The organism is Peribacillus sp. FSL E2-0218 (assembly GCF_037992945.1).
In the GTDB taxonomy this organism is placed as follows: domain Bacteria; phylum Bacillota; class Bacilli; order Bacillales; family DSM-1321; genus Peribacillus; species Peribacillus simplex_B.
This window is the reverse complement of sequence record NZ_CP150304.1, coordinates 4,298,505-4,311,543: the sequence shown is the minus strand read 5'-3', so window position 1 is coordinate 4,311,543 and position 13,039 is coordinate 4,298,505. Positions and strand designations below refer to the sequence as shown.

Annotated in this window: 16 protein-coding genes; 12 read left to right on the top strand and 4 right to left on the bottom strand. The window is 36.2% G+C overall.

Going from position 1 to position 13,039, the window contains the following annotated elements; translation table 11 throughout:
• Positions 1–654 precede the first annotated feature (654 nt).
• A complete protein-coding gene (locus MHI53_RS20750; protein ID WP_340372162.1) occupies positions 655–927 on the top strand; it encodes a hypothetical protein in 273 nt (90 codons plus the stop codon).
• A gap of 369 nt (positions 928–1,296) precedes the next feature.
• Here MHI53_RS20750 and MHI53_RS20745 read toward each other — a convergent pair whose 3' ends face one another.
• From MHI53_RS20745 to MHI53_RS20735, 3 genes are read right to left on the bottom strand one after another with little or no spacing between them, the layout of a single operon-like run.
• Positions 1,297–2,571, bottom strand: coding sequence for an FtsW/RodA/SpoVE family cell cycle protein (locus MHI53_RS20745; protein WP_340372161.1), 1,275 nt, complete (start codon positions 2,569–2,571; stop codon positions 1,297–1,299).
• Entirely contained in the window at positions 2,568–2,987 is a 420-nt protein-coding gene (locus MHI53_RS20740; RefSeq protein WP_340372160.1) for a PadR family transcriptional regulator, read from the bottom strand. Before MHI53_RS20740 ends, MHI53_RS20745 begins: the two co-directional genes overlap by 4 nt.
• On the bottom strand, positions 2,977–3,519 hold the full coding sequence (locus MHI53_RS20735) for a sigma-70 family RNA polymerase sigma factor (protein WP_340372159.1): 543 nt from the start codon (positions 3,517–3,519) through the stop codon (positions 2,977–2,979). The genes MHI53_RS20740 and MHI53_RS20735 overlap by 11 nt, the downstream gene beginning before the upstream one ends.
• A gap of 319 nt (positions 3,520–3,838) precedes the next feature.
• Between MHI53_RS20735 and MHI53_RS20730 the strand changes: the two genes are divergently transcribed.
• From MHI53_RS20730 to MHI53_RS20680, 11 genes are all read left to right on the top strand, one after another.
• The gene (locus MHI53_RS20730) at positions 3,839–4,276 is read left to right on the top strand and encodes a GNAT family N-acetyltransferase (protein ID WP_340372158.1); all 438 of its coding nucleotides are present in this window, start codon (positions 3,839–3,841) and stop codon (positions 4,274–4,276) included.
• Between the two features lie 170 nt (positions 4,277–4,446).
• Positions 4,447–4,620 (top strand): DUF4083 family protein, encoded by a 174-nt coding sequence (locus MHI53_RS20725; RefSeq protein WP_340372157.1) that lies wholly within the window; start codon positions 4,447–4,449, stop codon positions 4,618–4,620.
• 790 nt (positions 4,621–5,410) lie between these two features.
• Positions 5,411–5,734, top strand: coding sequence for an ABC transporter permease (locus MHI53_RS20720; RefSeq protein ID WP_340372156.1), 324 nt, complete (start codon positions 5,411–5,413; stop codon positions 5,732–5,734).
• 580 nt (positions 5,735–6,314) lie between these two features.
• Positions 6,315–6,488 (top strand): sporulation histidine kinase inhibitor Sda, encoded by a 174-nt coding sequence (gene sda, locus MHI53_RS20715; RefSeq protein ID WP_081092312.1) that lies wholly within the window; start codon positions 6,315–6,317, stop codon positions 6,486–6,488.
• A gap of 251 nt (positions 6,489–6,739) precedes the next feature.
• On the top strand, positions 6,740–7,657 hold the full coding sequence (locus MHI53_RS20710) for a DoxX-like family protein (RefSeq protein ID WP_340372155.1): 918 nt from the start codon (positions 6,740–6,742) through the stop codon (positions 7,655–7,657).
• Complete coding sequence (locus MHI53_RS20705; protein ID WP_340372154.1) at positions 7,654–8,265, top strand: DUF4166 domain-containing protein; 612 nt, start codon at positions 7,654–7,656, stop codon at positions 8,263–8,265. The genes MHI53_RS20710 and MHI53_RS20705 overlap by 4 nt, the downstream gene beginning before the upstream one ends.
• Positions 8,234–9,787, top strand: a complete 1,554-nt coding sequence (locus MHI53_RS20700) for a YndJ family protein (RefSeq protein ID WP_340372153.1) — start codon at positions 8,234–8,236, stop codon at positions 9,785–9,787. The genes MHI53_RS20705 and MHI53_RS20700 overlap by 32 nt, the downstream gene beginning before the upstream one ends.
• 80 nt (positions 9,788–9,867) lie before the next feature.
• Positions 9,868–10,035: a hypothetical protein gene (locus tag MHI53_RS20695; protein ID WP_340372152.1), complete on the top strand. Its 168-nt coding sequence runs from the start codon at positions 9,868–9,870 to the stop codon at positions 10,033–10,035.
• A gap of 148 nt (positions 10,036–10,183) precedes the next feature.
• Positions 10,184–10,939, top strand: a complete 756-nt coding sequence (locus tag MHI53_RS20690; protein WP_340373714.1) for a class I SAM-dependent methyltransferase — start codon at positions 10,184–10,186, stop codon at positions 10,937–10,939.
• 196 nt (positions 10,940–11,135) lie between these two features.
• Complete coding sequence (locus tag MHI53_RS20685) at positions 11,136–11,501, top strand: cupin domain-containing protein (protein ID WP_034304537.1); 366 nt, start codon at positions 11,136–11,138, stop codon at positions 11,499–11,501.
• Between the two features lie 280 nt (positions 11,502–11,781).
• Positions 11,782–12,276 carry a DinB family protein gene (locus MHI53_RS20680; RefSeq protein WP_061140974.1) on the top strand — a complete coding sequence of 165 codons (495 nt, stop codon included), beginning with the start codon at positions 11,782–11,784 and terminating at the stop codon, positions 12,274–12,276.
• A 353-nt stretch (positions 12,277–12,629) separates the two neighbouring features.
• On the opposite strand, the gene MHI53_RS20675 is transcribed toward MHI53_RS20680, so the two are convergent.
• The gene (locus MHI53_RS20675; RefSeq protein ID WP_061140973.1) at positions 12,630–12,812 is read right to left on the bottom strand and encodes a hypothetical protein; all 183 of its coding nucleotides are present in this window, start codon (positions 12,810–12,812) and stop codon (positions 12,630–12,632) included.
• Positions 12,813–13,039: the final 227 nt, after the last annotated feature.

Here is a 13,039-nt window from a genome sequence, read left to right as displayed (position 1 = left end):
TGTTTGATCTTTATTCGACAATTGACCTCCCGAAAGTGTGAAGCTATACACTTAAATTAAATGTGAGTTCAAATAAAAAAAACGTTCCTGCTGGCTACAGAAACGCACTCTTTAACTTGAAAAATAAACGGTACCGGTTCAATATCAATATTAAATAATCTTTAGTGAAGGAAGACTAGCAATTATTATCAATATTAATTATATGCTAAGATTATCTGTAAAAATTAACTTTTGCTTAAGGACGATTAAATGACACTTTTATATCAATCACTAGGATTTGGGGTTTTATTTGGATTATTTATGTTATTTGTGAATTATGATAAGCCAAATAAACTTTTGATCTTTCTTAAATACTTTTTAATAGGTACAGGCGGACACTACGTATATGAATGGATTTTGGGGTGAAGTTCCCCTTTTCCAAAAGAACGTAAATTATCAGGTGCGTTAGCTGAAGATCGGAGCTGTCTTTAAGGTAGCTCTTTCTTAATGAACTAAAGGGGCAGGATAGTTGAAGAAAGAGTTAAATAGCTGAAATAGACTTATTTAAATAATGTTATAGGTTTGGAGGGCATATTATGGCAACCTGGGGGACGGCAATTTTTTCAGATTATTTTGCTGAAGATGTGCAGTTACATTATAAAGGATTTAATTGCAGTGGGTTTTTCTTCTGAAGAGGCGACAAATATTTTAGTTGAACAGTCTTTAAAAGCCGAAGAGTTTGATGAAGAAGATACTACCGTGTTTTGGCTTTCATTAGCAGCTATTCAATGGAAATTGGGTAGGCTTGAGGAAAATGTGAAAAAAATAGCAGTAGAAATAATAGATAGTGGTAGTGACTTAAGATGGTGGGATGAAGAACCTTCCCTTATAAAGAAAAGGGAAAAAGTTTTATTAAAACTAAAAAAACAGGTTTTCTTAATGAACTAAGGGGTGCGTTAGTTCATTAAGGTTTACTAAAAAAAGCAATCATTTTACAATAACTGTATACTGTATCACAAGAAAAGAAACCATTTTGATCATTTTTTTCAAAATGGATTCTTTTTATTTACACTAATATGGGGGGCAGGATGACTTTTTGATCAATCTTTATTTCAAAGCTACACATAGCTCTTGATTAGTTCTATATTGTGATAGATCGACTTACTGAATCATTTATAAGTTCCTATATATATTCAACTTTTAGGGGTTTTTCACCTGATAATTATCCTCATGATTAATTGCATCTTTCAAAGCTTCATGCCTTTACCCATTCCTAGTTTCTTCAGAAAATAGAGTATGAGCTACAGTACCATACTCTCAAATTTTCTTCATCAGTATAATATTTTTTTGGTGATACACACTTAAAACCAGACCAAACAAGAAGGCGTTAATCATCGCTGATAAAGCACCATAACTCATAAATGGCAGGGATAGGCTTATTATCGGTAATAAGCCGAGAGACATTCCGATGCTAACAGTTACCTGTGCAGTGAATATGGCAAAACTGCCGGAAACAAGTATTTTCCCAAATGGGTCTTTCACAGTTTGGAATATACGAGAAATTCGCCAGATCAACCATAAAAAAAGCATACCAATGAGTAAGGCCCCGGCCCAGCCGAGCGTATAGGTAATCGTTACAAAGATAAAATCCGTCATCATTTCATTTGAAAAATCAATCTTCGCTAGGGAACCAAAATGTCCAAACCATCCGGCATCAGCAATTAGCTTTTCCAGTTTCAAATACATATACCCCGATGTCTCACTGAATTTTTCAGGTGTAATGAACGCAAGAAGTCTTTCAAATTGATAGGTCTTTATATCTTTTGAAAATATAAGCAGAAGCGAAACACAAGTAGTAAGCAGGACAGCTGCAGTGATAAGGATTTTCCTTTTATTTAGGCTGCTTCTCCAGACCATTACAGCAACCATCAATGAGTAAAGCGCCACCGCCTGCAAGTTGACTGTAAATAGAAACAAAAAGGTAGAACAAACGTATAAAATGGCAGCCCAATAAACATTCATCTTTTTTGATTGTAGCATTCCGGCCCATGCAAGCAGAAAAAGTGGCAGAACCACAATCGAATCGACCGACAATAAACCTATAATATTAATTCGAGGCTTGCCGTTCACTAATACATTGGAAAATTGGAACTGAACAAGAATCAGACATCCTATCGTAAAGAAAACCCAGCCCCATCTCTGGAATTTCCGATAATCGAAAAATAGAATAACACAGGCCATAATTACACTTCCTGTGACAGAGTATACCTGCTTCAGTACTGAAAAAGAATTACCATCCTTAAATAAGAACCAAAACAAAAACAGGCCCGTAGCTGACATGAACAGAAACATGCTCATTAGTTTCCAATCAATCGCCGGTCGATGCAGCTTGTCCATCTTCTGCCCAATGTCTGATGGACTTCCCATATTCCGGACAGCCAGTTCATCTGCTTCATCCTCTGTGTATCCTTTTTGGACCAGTTCAGTTTTAGCTTGATGCAGATGGGCTTTTAGTTCGGCTGCTATATATTCTTTTGCTTCTTTTGATCGGATATACGACGACACCTCATCTAAAAAATGATTGCTTCTCAATCGCTTCTTCCTCCTTCAAAGGCTGTCCGCCAACTAGCAGAAGCGGAACCACTATTAGCATCCTTTTTCTTTAGCCACTTTTTCGCACGTTCATCCAGGGAATAGAGCTTCCTTTCTTTCGTTTCCCAAAAAGACTGGAGCCAGCCTTCCTTCTCCAGCTCATGCAAGGCAGCATACAAGGAGCCTTCGTTATTTTCAAATTTACGGATGCCTTTCTGGTATAGAGATTCATTAATTTGATAACCACTTTTTTCCTTATCCAAAGATCTGAAAATACCAAGCAAGATTTCTTCCTTACTTACATCCTGATTTTCGATGGCAGTATGGATGGAGTTTTTATGATTTTCCGTGAATTTCAAATCAAGAAATGTATGCTTTTTCATAGCCGATTTCAAGCGTGATAATTTATCTTCCATCGGTGGATTCCTCCCAATAGGTTTTTAACCTTCTTTTCGCCTGGCGCATCCGGGTCTTCACCGTTCCAAGTTTGACCCCGGTAATTTCAGAAATCTCCTTGAGCTTCATTTCCTGAAAATAATGGAGATAAATGAGCTCGCGATATTGGATTGGCAGTTCCATGACTGCACCAGCAAGTTGCATGTCTTCATCCTGCTGAATGACCTTTTCTTCCACGTTATCGGTAGAAGTCCATTCCTGCTCCTCTTCCGCCGTCGAAACATTTCGGAAGTACCAGCTTTTCCTATAATCCTTACAATGGTTAATAGCAATTCTCCAAAGCCACGTCCTTATATTTGATTGTTGGTTATAAGTGGGCAGAGCCTTATAGCATTTGATGAAAATCTCCTGTGTCAGGTCCTCTGCCACAACTGCATCCTTTACATACGAATAGACCAATTGCAGAATATCCTGGCCATAAAGGGACATGATTTCATCCAGTATGGATTTGTCATCTTTCATTTGAGACCATTTCAACACTAACTCCTCCAAAACAGTTCACACTTCCTTCTTTAGTTATAGACGATTGTACTTATAAGAAGGTTTTCTGTTTTTTAAAATTATCCCTTTGTTATTATGAAGTACAGCTAAAAATAAAGAAAACATTTTAAGAATCAGTACAGCAAAAGTAAAAAATCCTTGCCTGACAAGGTCTAATCAGAAAAGGTAAACCGTTTTGGTATTTCCTTATAGAACTAACGGGGCAGGAGAGTTGAACAAGAAATCAAAGTAATTATAGAATTTGGAAGATGAATATTGGGATATTATGCTAAAATTTACAAAAGAATATTGAAAGGACTCGACATTATTAATGGATATTAGAAAACCTAACGATTCTGAACTAAAAAAGGTTATGTTACTTTCTCCACAAGCTGTATATGATGGCACATTGGGTGAAGTAAAACCTACAAACGAAAAAATCAAACATCTTGTTGAACCTCTACTGGAAAAGGGAAGCTATTATTTAATAGCAACAGAGACTGACAAATTAATGGGATGGATTCTTATAGGGTCAAGTAAAGACCAATTTACTGATAAGATGAGTGGATTTATTTATGAATTATTTGTTATAGAAGAATTTAGAGGGAATGGAATTTCTAAACGGTTAATGAGAACTGCCATTGACCATTTAAGACAAGATGGATACTCTGAAGTCCGTCTTAGTGCATTTGCAGAGAATCAAGCTATTAAACTTTACGAAAAAATGGGATTTAACATAAGAACAGTTACTATGAGTTTGCCATTATAAGCAACTGGCTTCTTTCACTAACGGGTGCTTTACTTCAATAAGGGGTTGCTGCGGCAGCTTCTTCTTTATGCAACTACGGGGCAGGCTAGTTTCATAAGCGAATTGTTAAAGAACTGTGCAGTAAAAAATATGATACACTAATACCAGTACTTGTAAAGGTAGGAATTAATATGAATGGCGATATGTTATATCAACTAGTTTTCCTTATTTTTATATTTGGTTTATTTTCTGGGGTGTTTTTTCTTGTTCGTTCTCTCATTACTAAACAACCAAGCAAGTCAGAAAATATCGAACAAAAGCTTGATAGAATTATTGATTTACTTGAAAAGGATAAGAAAAACTAATCTTTAATCTTTTGGCATTACCCCTTACTGCACTATTTATTTCAAATTTACAATAAGTCTTAATGAACTAACAGGTGCTTTACTTCATTATCAGGAGCTGATCAGCAGCTCCTTTTCTTATGGAACTAACGGGGCAGGATATTTCAATAGGAATCCAACAGAAAACATTGAACATTATATAGAAGTTGAGACAAAAGAATACGGGGGAAAATAAATGGGCTTTCTTTTGGGGGGGGCTTATTTTTTTGCTATTGATTGGAACTTCATTAATTTTATTTATATGGGGTTTATGTAAAAAATCTTGGAAAGCATTATTAATTAGTGGAATTGCACTTGTCCTACCATCACTATATTTCATTGGTGGAATGGTTGGTTCAGACTGGTTGCACTCCCCCTTTGATTACTTTTTTGCTTGCTTTTTACACAAGAAACAGCATCAAACACTCCTTATGAAATAAAGTTGAATTAACGGGTGCGTTAGCTGAAGATCAGAGCTGTCTTTAAAGCAGCTTTTTCTTATGGAACTAACGGGACAGGTTAGTTCATTAAGGGAAATGGGTTAATGTGGTAAAATTGGTTTAGCAAATTTTTCTTTAAGGAGGAAATTTAACATATTAGCTAACAAATAGAAAAAGATACAAATGAAAAATAGAAAGAAAATTAAGGAAAAGAAAGAAGCAGATGAAAATAACAGTAAAAAAGTGTTTGTTATTACTATTTTCATAGTTTTATTTATACTGGGACGATTTATTTCAATCTGTAATCCCTAAATAAATTAGGAGTTGTTTATATGAGTGGTGATGGGTTAATTTGGCTTGTTTTAGTTGTATCTCTTTTAATTTTGAATGCCTTGGCTATTTCTTTATACAAGAGAAATAAAATCTCATTGTGGTTATCCGGTATAGTTATTGGAATTTTAGGGCCTATAATAGCGTTTATAGCAGGTTATTTTTTTGTGAAGATTGATCATAATAGTGGTGGTACTGGAGAAGGGGCAGGATTTGGTGCTGCATTTATAGGGTTAATTATTGTTGCTAATGGAATTATCTATCTTATCATCGGTATTATTTCCAAGGTTAAAAGTTTAATCAATCAAAAAAATATAAACCAATAACGTGATAAATAAAAAAGAACAAGTATTGAAAAGCTCATTACTTGTTCTACCTTCTGATTTAGGAAAAAAAGCACATAGTAGTTTCAACAATGGCCCTGTCAATAGAGAACAAACTAAAATCGTATTTAAAAGAAAGAAAATCCAACTAACGCTGCCATTTTGGCAGCCTTTTTTATTTCACAGGTTGTGTCAACTCTACAAGCCTTATAGAACTAACAGGTGCGTTTCTGATTAACGATTAATCAACTTTAAAGAGCCTTACTACAAAAATTGTAGCAAGGCTTTTACGTATTTGGATTAAAAATAAATAACGTTATGATCACTTTACAGGTTCTTTAGGTAAAACAAGATTTTCTACTTCCATTATGGCTCAAATAGGAATAATATATAGGTATTAATACTTGAATAATCTTAAAATTATGAAAATGATACTAATTTTAGGTCCAAAGGTTTAATTCAATACAAGAACGTGGTAAATATATTCAAGAAAAGTATCGAATAATAGTATATGAAATAACAATTTTATTGTTATCTAGTCTTTTCTAATTGAGTCTGTTCAATTTTAGGTGAGAAGGAGTGGATGATAATAAATTGCTTAAATAGGTTAGATGATGAACTATTGATTGAAACTTACCTCGCGGCTACCAAACTTAAAGATAGTAAAGACTTTGTGGAATTACTTAAAAACGAGATATGTAGGCGTGGTTTGAATGATAATAAATTATTTCAAAAAAAATTTAAACTAAAGCTGTGATGCGTTGAAGCCATTCTGTACAGGAATGGCTTTTTACGTTCTGTTAAAGGAGGTATCACCAACCTGGTGATACAGGTTGGGACAATTCAGGTAGGGACCAAGCTGTGCAGCTAGGAAAAAGTTGTTTACTTCTTAATAACTAACTGGGCAGGTTAGCTGAACTGTTATGGGCGATAATTCTTACAGCCATTTCATAAATTCTACCATGTTGTATGGAAACTTATGTTACTTTATTAATGGAGGTGACATTTATGAAAAATAAACCAATCTATGTGGAAATTCCAATTCAGGCAACTATAGACGAGGTATGGGGGATGACTCAAAAGCCTGAACTACATGAACAATGGGATTTGCGTTTTTCTTCTATTACCTATTTACCGAAAAAATCAGAAGATGATCCGCAATCCTTTTTATATGAAACGAAATTGGGTCGTTATGTTAAAGTCGCTGGCTGGGGTAAAAGCGTTGGTACGCATAATAAGAAGGATGGTTCAAAAACATCTTCTCTCCACTTTGGTACCGATCAAAACATTTCGCCAATTCGTGAAGGGAAAGGATATTGGCAATATATACCGACAGATAACGGAATCACATTTCTGACCCAATATGATTATGATGTACGCTATGGTTTGCTTGGACGGCTTGTAGACTTCTTTTTTCGGCCAATCATGGGGTGGGCAACGGCTCTAAGCTTTGATGTGCTAAAACGCTGGATTGAAAAGGGGGAATCACCACGATCTCAGTATGTCCGTTTCATTATTAACGCTATAGTAACCATGCTTTTTGTCTTTATTTGGCTTTATCATGGGCTCATCCCGAAGATGATTGCCAAGCATCCTGAGGAAGTATCGATGCTCTCCAGTTTAACATCCTTGGATGGGACTGCTGCTGTGAAGGGTGTAGAAATAATAGGCGTTCTCGAGATTTTATTTGCAGTGGTTTGGCTGCTTTATCGTAAGAAAAGACATTTACTTATTGGGCAGATCATTATTTTTCCGTTACTAACCATTAGTGCCTTGATCGCTAATCCTTCATTAGCATCGCATCCGTTTACCCCTCTTACATTTAATGCTAGTCTGTGGGTCCTTTCCATCATTAGCTTCTTACTAGCAACTGATTTGCCATCGGCAACAAGTTGCAGGCGGACGCGAAAGGGTGAATCATCATGACAATCTACCAAGACCTCTTAGGTGAGGATTTTCAAAGACTTCATCCTAAGCTTCAAGAGCGTTATGCCCTGCCAATTGGTAAACCGTTCAATGGGGTCGGAACGATGTCAAAGATTGAAACGGGGGCAGGCTGGCTAAAACCTTTTTTGAAATTAGCAGCACGCTGGAAATTTCTTTTTCCCGAAAATGGGAAGGATGTGCCGTTTTCCATCAAAAATACCTGTAGATCATTGCCGACAGGTGAGGCACAAATACATTGGGAGCGTACTTTTCATTTTAAAGAGATCACTCGGCATTTTAATGCGTTTATGACGGTCGATACGAAACGTGGAGTTGTAAAGGATTATTTAGGGGAGCCGAGCTTATTTTATTCGGATTTAACATTTGCGGTTACACCTGAAGGGCGCATTCATATTCACTCTGGTCCTCAACGTATCGTTATAGGTAACCTGGAGCTTCCAATTCCTCGGTTATTGGAAGGAGTCGTGACCGTTGAGGAAGGGTACGATGATGTCCGAGAAGTATTTACGATTCAAGTCGATATAAGAAACCGAATCGTAGGAAGGTTGATGGCTTATGCAGGCGAATTTAAGATGCAGGCTCTTTAGTCCAATCACCATTGCAGGTGTGCTCTTTTTCATAGCAAGCAGCATGTTGGCATCTGAATCGTATTTGTTAATGCTGACAGCTGCCCAGTTAATTTTCGTGCCACTTATGCTCCAGCTGCTATTAGAAACAAAGTGGAAATATATTATGTTCAATTGGATGGCCATGCTCTCCATTTTTTTACTGCAAGTCGTCCCATCAAGTACAGGACAGATGGTACTCGCCTTCATTTATATGACGTTTACCTTTTTTGTGGCGTGTAATGGCCTAAAGCGTTTTTTTCAGCGTGGTTTTACAAATTGGGCAGAAATATCCATTGATATTGGGATGATGTATTTATTTGTAGGCGGACTATGGTTCTTTGCTTATATGACGGGAATGGATACAGGTTTCAGTCCACTGATCACGTGGTTAACGGCTATTCATTTTCATTACTCTGCCTTTTTATTGCCCATATCTCTTGGGTTTTTTGGACGCTTACACGATTCAACCTGGTATCGTGTAATTGTGCCGATTATTTTAGCAGGTCCCATACTGGTCGCCATTGGCATTTCATTATCGCCGTTACTGGAAATCATCTCTGTGTTGCTATACATATTTGCCATTTACACATTAATCGTCCTGGCATACGAAACACGTTTCCTTTCACACTTGCAGGCGATATTGATACGGCTATCGTTCAGTGCACTAGGCATCACAATCTTATTTTCATTGCTTTATGCGACATATAATTCATTTGGAATTTGGTTGGTTAGTATTGATTTCATGCTAAAATTCCATGGCTTGTTTAACTGTTTAATTTTTGGCATGTTAGGCGTACTCGGCTGGGTGCTTGTGCCTCCTAAAACGAAACAGGATGTCTGGAATTTCCCAGTGAGCCAAATTCGAGGTGCGTTAAAAGGAGCAGGCAAGCCACACCCGGGTCTAGTGGATGATCTAAGTGAGTTTGTTGATATAAAAACTTTACCAAAAACAATCGTCCATTTTTATGAGAACACAGATAAGTATCGGTTATTTGCGTCTGTAAAATGGGCAACTTGGTTTAAACCGTTTGCGGTGTGCTATAAATTGATAAGTACAAAACTACAGCAATTGAACTTGCCCATCTCAAGTAACCGTACTGAAATGACCTATCAAATACGCACTGTTGATCAAACGCTCGATGGGAGGGAAAACCCACGCGCATGGATTCGCCAGGTGAAGGGGAATACCGTATTTGTGGCCATTTATTCTCAGCATGAAACGAAGGGCAGGACGTATATGAATATAGCACTTCCGCTTCCCTATTCGTCAATGATTGGCATTTTACAGCTTGACGCTACCGATGGCTCTCTCATTCTTTCGAGCGAGGGAGACAGTGACGCCGGTATTTATTTAGCAGCGGGCAAAGCGCTTTTCAAGCTTCCGTTATCCGAACACTTTTTCATTAATGAAACAATGGCAGGCGTGCTCACAGCACAACATAAAATGCGAATCTTTGGCATTCCCTTCTTACATATCGATTACACCATTGATCAAAAATGATGGTGCAGGATAGTAGAAAATTGAAAAGGGTTTTTATGGTAAAATAAACTTAAATTATTTTCATAAGGGGTTTACCTGCTATGAAATTAGATGATAAAAAGAAAAAGGTACAAATGAAATACAGAGAGGAAATAAGGGAAAAGAAAGAAGTTGGAAATTACAGTAAAAAAATGCTTGTTATTGTTACTACAATTATTATTATTCTAGTGGCATACTGGGCAAATTCCGTTCTTTTTAGAGCCTTTTAACTGTGTTAGTTCATTTGTATGGCCGCCAAATGGTGGCCTTTTGATTGTAAAAAAAGAATCCTAAATTAACGATAGGTGCAGGTTAGTGGAACAAGATTATAGAAGTAAAGGAAATGAATTCAAAGCAAAAGAACAGGGAGGATATAAAATGAAACAAAATGTTGGTACAGAAGAAGCAATTAAAAGGTGGGATAGTTTCGCGGATACATATTCAGCAAATCATACCGAACAAGGAGACCATCATAAAGAAGTTTTTTTAAATCCAACTTTATTATCACTTATGGAACCGGTTAATAATAAAAAAGTTTTAGATGCTGGGTGTGGTGAAGGGTATTTAAGTCGAATTTTAGCCAAGTCCGAAGCGAATGTAACTGCTGTGGATTATTCAACAAGGATGATAGAAATTGCTAAAGGAAGAACTCCAAATGATTTGTTAATTGATTATAGGCAGGGTAATTGTGAGGACTTGAATTCTCTAGAAGATCAAAGTTTCGATATAATAGTATCTAATATGGTTATTCAAGACCTTGCAAATTACGAGAAAGCATTTCAAGAAATGTATCGGTTATTAGTGGATGGAGGCTGTTTTATATTTTCGATTTTACATCCTTGTTTTGTTACTCCAGAAAGTGGTTGGGAGAAAACAAAAGACGGTATAAAGTTACATTGGAACGTAGATAAATATTTTTATGAAGGTGCGTATGAACAAGGTTTAGGAGATAAAGAAAAAATGTTATTCTTCCATAGAACATTAACAAGTTATATAAACACTTTAATCAAAACAGGTTTTATTTTAGAAAGCATCGTAGAACCGAAGCCATCAAAAGAGATGTTAAAAAAATATCCTTCATTTGAAGAAGATTTTAGATGTGCTGATTTTATAGTTTTTAAACTAAAAAAGTAAAGTTGAATATTTTGGATTAGTAATCATCTTAATGAACTAAAGGGGCAGGTTAGTTCAAGAGTGCTGTTTGATCTTTGTTCAGCAATTGGGCCATTTTGTGGGAAGATCAGCAGAAACTTTTGAGATCTTAATCAAAATAGTAATTAATCTATCGAAGTTGTAAAATAAAGGTAAGAATAGTTCTGGGGGGATTTATATCAATTATAACGCTATTAATCTAAGCGAGAAACTGTCCAAATTCAGTGAACACTGGTCGCCCAAAGTCATTGGTGAAATGAATGACTATCAGTTTAAGTTAGTTAAGATTCTGGGGGATTTTGTATGGCACGATCATAAAGACACCGATGAGGCATTCATCGTAATAGACGGAGAGATGTCCATCGCATTCCGCGATGGAGAGGTTAAACTTTCCAAAGGAGAAATGTATGTGATACCAAAAGGTGTGGAGCATAAGCCTTATGCTGAAAAGGAATGCCATATAATGCTGGTAGAGCCTAAAGGTGTAGTCAACACTGGTGAAACTAATTTTAAACTAACTGCTGAAAATAATATATGGATTTAAACCAATAATTCAGTTACTTTCTTTGGATCAACATATAAAAGGAAGTTACAAATTTTCCGCAATCGGGCACGATTCTTCATTAAGGGGCTGGAAACAGCTGCAACTAAAGGGGCAGTATGGTTGAACAATAATTAAGACGATAACCTAATCTTTTAGAAGGAGAAATAATGGAACAAGTAATGAAAGAAATTCCGTCTAGAGGAATACTCTTTAACTGAAGCGAATCTATTGTAAGGTAACCAATAAAATCAGCCTAGGATTAAATTGGAGGGAATAGAAAATGGATGTAAAGACACTTTTGTTACAACAATGGGCAAGCTGTTTGGATGAAGAAGACTGGTTTCCACCACTTGAAAAAGTGCTAGAGGACATCACTTTGGAACAGGCAATTTGGAAACCGGCTGATGGGGCAATGATGAATTCCATTTGGGAATTAGTTTGTCATTTGCTATTCTTTGAAAAGAGATATCTGATGCGATTTCTTGGTGAAACAGCGAATGAACCACAGGCAGAAAATAATGACTCTACATTTCAATTACCAACTGAGACGTTAGAAAATTGGAAGGAAACAAAACAAGAATACTTTTATGTTCATCGAGAACTTGGAAAAATACTAGCAAAATCAGAACATGAAGATTTATATAGACAGATTCCAGGCGATAATCCATTAGTGCTTGAACTGAAGAGTTTAGCCATGCATAACGCATATCATATTGGGCAAATTGTATTCCTTAGTAAAATGCAAGGTGCTTGGGCAGCGAAACGCAGCTTTTAAAAAGGCGTCATTAGCTTTACCGTTATTCCATTATAGGGATGCTTAATGGAATAAGAATAAGAATGGGAACGTCCAAATCGGACGTTCCCATATTTTATACCTGAAAACAACAATACTATTAACAAAGCCTAAGATAGAAAAAGTTGTGAAGATTCTCACTTAAACGAACGGGTGCGTTAGCTGAAGATCGGAGCCGTCTTTAAGGCAGCTCTTTTTCTTATGGAACTAAAGGGGCAGGTTAGTTCATTAGGATGTATCACGCAGTTGACACAAACTGTACGGTTTCACTTTTACAAATTCGCAAGTGGTATTTAAATAAAATAAAAAAGATCACATATTGTGATCTCATTCCTTTATCGCTTATCTCTATTAGAGTCTAGAATGGTTTTATTCATTTTAATGACAGCCCTTGCTTTATCTGAGTTGTCCTGATAATCAAACTTTTCCTTCTGTTCTGTTTTATCAGGAACTGGAGAAATTCTTTCTAACGCATCTGCAATTCTGATAAGTTGTTCTAAAATCTTTTCTGTTGACATTATAAGCCTCCTTTTCACATTTAATTATACATTAAACCAACATAACTTTATTCATTTCAATGTTTATAAAATGTGAACAAGGTTAAGACTGTTCTTCTATCTGAACATTAAATTCATCACGTACGAATAAACAATGAAACAAAAAAAGGTAACTATTCCAGAACAAGAATAGTTACACAAGTCCAAATTATAAAAGAGACATTCGGAGAACGTGATGCTGCAATCTA

Excerpts from the sequence above, each read along its gene's own strand:
- MHI53_RS20675 (WP_061140973.1), bottom strand. The coding sequence starts at position 12,812 with ATGTCAACAGAAAAGATTTTAGAACAACTTATCAGAATTGCAGATGCG.
- MHI53_RS20725 (WP_340372157.1), top strand. The coding sequence starts at position 4,447 with ATGAATGGCGATATGTTATATCAACTAGTTTTCCTTATTTTTATATTT.
- MHI53_RS20730 (WP_340372158.1), top strand. The coding sequence starts at position 3,839 with ATGGATATTAGAAAACCTAACGATTCTGAACTAAAAAAGGTTATGTTA.
- MHI53_RS20710 (WP_340372155.1), top strand. The coding sequence starts at position 6,740 with ATGAAAAATAAACCAATCTATGTGGAAATTCCAATTCAGGCAACTATA.
- MHI53_RS20680 (WP_061140974.1), top strand. The coding sequence starts at position 11,782 with ATGGATGTAAAGACACTTTTGTTACAACAATGGGCAAGCTGTTTGGAT.
- MHI53_RS20690 (WP_340373714.1), top strand. The coding sequence starts at position 10,184 with ATGAAACAAAATGTTGGTACAGAAGAAGCAATTAAAAGGTGGGATAGT.
- MHI53_RS20720 (WP_340372156.1), top strand. The coding sequence starts at position 5,411 with ATGAGTGGTGATGGGTTAATTTGGCTTGTTTTAGTTGTATCTCTTTTA.
- MHI53_RS20695 (WP_340372152.1), top strand. The coding sequence starts at position 9,868 with ATGAAATTAGATGATAAAAAGAAAAAGGTACAAATGAAATACAGAGAG.
- MHI53_RS20705 (WP_340372154.1), top strand. The coding sequence starts at position 7,654 with ATGACAATCTACCAAGACCTCTTAGGTGAGGATTTTCAAAGACTTCAT.
- sda (WP_081092312.1), top strand. The coding sequence starts at position 6,315 with ATGATAATAAATTGCTTAAATAGGTTAGATGATGAACTATTGATTGAA.
- MHI53_RS20740 (WP_340372160.1), bottom strand. The coding sequence starts at position 2,987 with ATGGAAGATAAATTATCACGCTTGAAATCGGCTATGAAAAAGCATACA.
- MHI53_RS20700 (WP_340372153.1), top strand. The coding sequence starts at position 8,234 with ATGCAGGCGAATTTAAGATGCAGGCTCTTTAGTCCAATCACCATTGCA.